The organism is Candidatus Jordarchaeum sp., from assembly GCF_052745115.1.
The window spans coordinates 1-5,634 of record NZ_JBRAKS010000253.1 but is presented as its reverse complement, the minus strand read 5'-3'; the positions used below and the strand labels follow the sequence as shown (position 1 = coordinate 5,634).

The window sequence follows — 5,634 nt, the reverse complement described above, 5'->3', positions numbered from 1 at the left end:
CACATAGCCATATATGGTATTATTTAGTATTAAATATTCCTACTGTTGTAAACCCTTCAAGTTCTCCTCTCTCAACAGCCTCTTTACACACTGTGTGGGGTATAAGTATGGTTTTGAACTTCTTCTTCAGGAGATGAAGCATGTTGATCCTTGCAAGATAAATAAGTGGGGTAGCGTTAGAGACGAACATTGACTATCAGCAGCTTCAATGTCTTCCATTAGGTCGCTTAAACTGTATCGATATGTAATTCCGCTTTCAGCAGCCTTTTTAATCATTTCCCTGAGACTGACATTACACATTTCTGCTGCTTTCCAAAGAGTTATCTTCCCCTCATTGTAAAGTCTTAGAGCCCTTTGAGTTTTTCAGTCCTTGATGCCTATGGATAGAATCATCTTCACAGCAGTGGATCTGTCAAACTTAAAGTCTTTTATTTACTCCTCTATCTCACGAGCAAGCTCCTCATCAATCCTAGCAGTTATAACAACAGTCATAAAAACCACACGTATACAAATTATAAAAAACGTATATAACCTTAACCACAACCCGCAGGAGGCAATGTAGAATAGTTTGGTTAGGTCTCAAAAAAGAGCATTTATAAAGCTCCCTTCGTGATTCAGAGCCTTATGAGAGAAACTTAACCAAATAAATCTTCATCACCACCCGCAAGAAATAGCATAGAAACCAACCTTCAAAAACAGTTTTAACCACACATTTCATTTTCAAATAATGATATTCTACTTAAAGTTTATATTTGGAAAGTGTTTTTGTCTTCTTATGGGTCTCCGGGAAGAATTCTTGGAACTTTTGAAGAGGGACGAAGAATTCAGATATACTGTCCTAGGTTACCTTGGGCTAGAGGAAACTACCCGTAGAATGGACGCCTACCAGTCAACACAAACAAAAATCTGGGAGGAGATTAAGGGAATCAAGGAGGAGCAGAGCAAAATCTGGGAGGAGATTAAGGGACTCAGGCAAGATTTTAACAAGATGAGGGAAGATTTTAACAAGATGTTGGGTAGGATTGAGTCGTTGGAGATGGGTCATGTAGATCTTAGGCAAAGTGTGGAAGGGCTGCGGTCTGAGCTTTTTGTGGGTTTTGATAATATGAGAATATTTGCGGGGGTTAGTTTAGAGGAGTTTGTGAAAGTTTGGATTAGTGGTTATCTTAGGGAACGGGGAATTCTTCCTGTGGGGCGCAGTTTAGATAGGGTGGTAATAGAGGGGGAGGAGATAAATCTTTTCAGTGAAGAACCCTTGATAGTTGGGGAGGTTACTGCTTACGCTGGGAGTGTCGAAGAAATATCTAAGCTTTTGAGGAAGGTTGAAGCTGCAAAGAAGAAATACAAGAAAGAACCCAGATACCTGTTTCTACGTGTTTTGACGGCTCCAAGTAGCGTGGCTAAAGAAATGAAAAGGATGGCAAGAGTGAAGAACATAGACCTCGTAATAGGAAAGGAATCTTAGCTCGCATTACAAAAAAGAAGAAATCCAATATTTTATAGTCAATATAATTATACTTGACCTGTTAACTAGATTCCACCGATTTTAAGTTTCCTTTTTGTCCCTTTCAAAAGTTTCATTATTTTTTCGATTTCTTCTATGGTGTTTCTCCACAGGTCTTGCTGTAGTTTCGCTTAGTTCCAGTTATGATGAGCGGAGTACGACCGCATTTTCTCTTGAAATGGAAGGGATTTTTTTGGTTTGTCAATTGTTTTTCCGGGCCCAGGATATTTTGTATGGAACTACCCATTTTCTGAAAAGCAGGATGATTATGCTAAATTTTGTTTAGAAACTTTTCTATTTCTTCTTCTGCGTTATCTGCCCTAATGTATATTGGTACGTTTGCTAGTCCTGTGGCGATGTAGCTTGAGAGGAGCCAGTCTCCAGGCGTGAACTCCAAGGTTTTTTCTAGTATGTTTTTGTCTATCATGAAGGTGTTGCTGATTAGTCCTCGGTCGTAGGGTCGGGGTAGGGTGCTCACAAAGTAGGTGTGCAGTTGTTGGAGGGCGCTGGTGTTGAGGTGAGCTATTCTTTGGGTGGCTATGCATCCTCCTAGTCCGTATTTTCTTCCCTGCCGGAGTAGTCTTTCGACCTCGATGGAGCATTGTCGGTCTATTCCGGATACGCTTCCCGGGTTTGCTGCGAATTCCTGTGCCTCATCCCAGACGAATAAGATGTACGGTTTTACTTTGAATTCTCTTTTTCTCTGGGCGAGAACCTCTTGGGTTAAGTCTATTACTAATCCTTTTATGATTTGGGGGTCGCTGATTGAGATGCTAATCAGTTGGGTTTCTCCTTCTATCAGTTCTTTTATTGCTTCCGAGTTTAATCCCTCGCCGGATTGGAGTTCTTCTATTTCACGGAAGTAGCGAACCATTCTCTGCCTTGATGTGAACCAACCGTAAAGAGTGCTTTTTTCATGTACATTATAGGCTGTGGCTATTTGTGGTGCCGCATTTGCTAACGCCTCTGCAAATTCTTTATCTATTTCGTCGGATTCCAAATAGCCCTTTGCTGCCATGTGTCTTGCGGTTAAAACCTCGATTTCGTTAAGCGCTTCCAAGTAGTTAGGTTTGCTTTGGTTGTCTGACTTGAGTGCAGCCACACTGTCCAGAAATTCGCTGAAGGTGGGAATCCTGATCACTTCTCGCACAAAGTGAGTAACTTTATTTTGCGCGAAAATTTTTTCCATTCCTTTGATTACTTTAGGATTATCCTCAAATAGCTTCGGTTTAACAATTGAATTATAAAATTCCCTTACGCTATCCGCTTTATTCTCAAGAATAATTTTTGAGGGGATTTTCTCGTTTGCAAACAAATCCATCAGAAGAAAGGGATACTCACAGGATATGTCAAAGATTATTACTTTAACTTCCTTTGTGTGTATAAGGAGTCTCCTCAAAATATTTGAGAGCATGTTACTTTTTCCGCCCCCAGTAAACGCGAATATCCCGAAGTGATATCTCACCAGCGAATCATAGTCAACGTATATGGGTATGTCCTCCGCGGAGGCCTCAAACATTTTAATAATTCCCAGCCTAGGATCCTTCCACGCATTGTTACTGGTTTCCTCCGAGCTGGAATCGAGTTCCTCCAAGATGCGGCGGTTATACATGTCTTTAATCATTTCCTTGTTTAGAATGTAAACCCGGTCTCCAATAACGGGATAGGAGAATCCCCGCTCGTAGGTAAATTCTTCATTCTCCCCTATAACAAGATCATAATTTATGGGAATTGCGGATATCTGAATAACCATTGTAGACTTGTCGCTGGTTTCCCAGTCACCAACCGATTGCTCAATCACCTCAAACTGTAGGGGGTAGTACTGGTAGTCTTTTAAGCCTCTCAAACCGAAATGCTCTGGCCAGAAACGCAAAATACCCATAAGAGTGTACCGGATTTCACCCGCCTCCCTAGTTTTAAAGTTTCTCACAGCCAGTAACATTCCAGAATCGATAAGTCTCATAAGATCCCTGTCATACTCTGCAAGCACCCGGAAGGTGTAGGGGGAAGAGGTACCAAATTCTTCGCTGGAGGTTTCACTGGCTGCAATCACCCTTCCCAGCCGAGCCTTGAATTTTCCATCGAAATCGGTAAAATACATTCTAAGCTCCTCTTCTGAGCCACTCAAACTCACCCCTCCGTTCACGGAAGCTAGTCATATAATAAACAAACTTCTTTAAATCCTTATTCGTCATAATCCAATCCTTCGTAGTGTCAATCAGGTTCTTAAATAGATTATAGTTCCACTTCGCCACATTATCCGCAACAAATAGCGGTTTATTATGCCCGAAAATCTCGGGAATAGTTGAACTAGTCGTAGCCGCCAAAGTCACAAGAGTCAAGTTCTGTAGCTCATTCCTAATTTTCTCATTCTTTAATATGAAGATGTTTACGGGTTCTTCTCCCACATAAATCTGGTGAAAAACCTCAATATTTTCCTTTCGCATGTCATACTCCGGATAGGCAAGCCGATCTATGAGCAGAACATTACTCCTCAGTTTCGGATCATGCTCCGCCACCTGCAGCTGAATATAGGTTTTAAGAAACAACCGCTCCATGGTAATCTTATTTTTTCTCGCACCCCTAACAAATCTGGGACCCCTATCATGATCCGGCACAATAGTAGTGAATGCGGAGTCGTACTCTATCAGACTCCAAGGAGGACTAAGAGTATCCCAACAGTTAAAAGAGAAATGTTGCAAAAGCATCCGATCAGTGTTGGGAAGATTTGAGAACAATTCGGGGGATACGGTGCATCCGAAAAGGTTGCAGTTGGAGCACACTGGAATGAAATGGTTCTTAAAATCGCTAGCCGCAGTATCCTTAGTGATTCCCAACAGGAGAACCTTCCGTTTCCAGCACTCCTCAATCAGCATATAGAAGCAGAAAAGCGTGAGAAAAGCAATATCCAGCGTGGACAAGTACTGGGAGGTCCCATCCTTCCGCTCAATAATCATCCTAATACCCGTGGCGGACTCCTCGATGCTCTCACGAAAAATGCGCTCACCCAAGGTTCTAACCAGTTTTGAAATCCTATCCCAAGAATTCCGGTATTGCGGATTGAGGCGATATTTGGAATGGCTCTTAAGAATTATTTCCTCCCGAACCAAGCTGTTAAGATAACGACCAACCCTATCCTCCCGAACCGCATCCTTAATCCCCAACTCCTCACAAATCTGCTTCAATGTGAGTGGAGAATCCTTCCTATCCAAGAGCAGAATCATACTATGACGTAAAAAATCACCCCTAGCAGGAGGAAGATTTAGCTCCGGATTAGAAACACGATAACGACCAATAAACAAATCATTCTTATCTATCGGCTCACCATCCACCACAAATCCTAGAATAGCACATTTTGTATCCCAGTAAGTTTTCTTCGAAGTTTCCTTAGCAATAGCACGCTGAGTGCCCGAAAGAGACCGATCCAAAAAAAGAATCCTCACCGGGTCATTCGCATCAGTTACAAGAAGGTACGCCAGATAATACTCTGCGAAGGTCATAATCCAGTTCGCAATCCGAGAGTTGTCCGCAATCTCCTGCTCCGATAGTGGCTGAGTCAACAAACCCTCCGGGTCATCACTCTCACTGAAAAAAGTCTGGTCAATCTCGGGAACCTCATTAATGTAAACTGGAACACAGCTGGAAATCCCCCTTCCCTCCTCTATATGTTTAGTATAGTAATCCACGGTGGGCTTAGAATCCTCATGAAACTGGATTTCGCCATTTGCAGCATAGGCACCACCAAAGAAGAGGATGAAGTCGAAAAGCCTCCTCGAATACTCCGTCCCATCCACAGCCGCAAACCTAACCCGGTCAGAACCAAAAAAGCCAACCGCAGTATTGTAAGCATTATTAAAGTCTAAATCGGTGACCAATAGTCTAGTGATGAAATCGTTTAATTCCTCTATTTGGGAGAAACGGTTTTTATAGTCTGTCAGCTGCCGCTCAACACCCTTCAACAGAATATTGCTTATCCTACTTATCTGAGAGCTTAGGAAAGACCTTCCCAATACAAATCACCAACACCAAGAGAATATATTATCCTACTAAAATGGCCCGTTATTGAAGAGCGCCTGACCGTTGTCCGAAACTTACCCATTTAGGACACCGCCTAAATGGTGTTCGGTTCC

At 42.3% G+C, this 5,634-nt stretch carries 3 protein-coding genes and 1 pseudogene; 1 reads left to right on the top strand and 3 read right to left on the bottom strand.

What is annotated here, in order from left to right:
• Positions 1-126: 126 nt before the first annotated feature.
• Positions 127-345 (bottom strand): annotated as a pseudogene (locus ACUVXA_RS15200) (UPF0175 family protein); the annotation flags it as partial.
• 451 nt (positions 346-796) lie between these two features.
• Between ACUVXA_RS15200 and ACUVXA_RS15195 the strand changes: the two are divergent.
• A complete protein-coding gene (locus ACUVXA_RS15195) occupies positions 797-1,465 on the top strand; it encodes a hypothetical protein (protein ID WP_445872129.1) in 669 nt (222 codons plus the stop codon).
• Between the two features lie 310 nt (positions 1,466-1,775).
• Here the strand turns inward: ACUVXA_RS15195 and ACUVXA_RS15190 are convergent, their stop codons facing one another.
• Positions 1,776-3,632 (bottom strand): ATP-binding protein, encoded by a 1,857-nt coding sequence (locus ACUVXA_RS15190; RefSeq protein WP_445872128.1) that lies wholly within the window; start codon positions 3,630-3,632, stop codon positions 1,776-1,778.
• Positions 3,607-5,514 (bottom strand): hypothetical protein, encoded by a 1,908-nt coding sequence (locus ACUVXA_RS15185; protein ID WP_445872127.1) that lies wholly within the window; start codon positions 5,512-5,514, stop codon positions 3,607-3,609. The genes ACUVXA_RS15190 and ACUVXA_RS15185 overlap by 26 nt, the downstream gene beginning before the upstream one ends.
• Positions 5,515-5,634 lie beyond the last annotated feature (120 nt).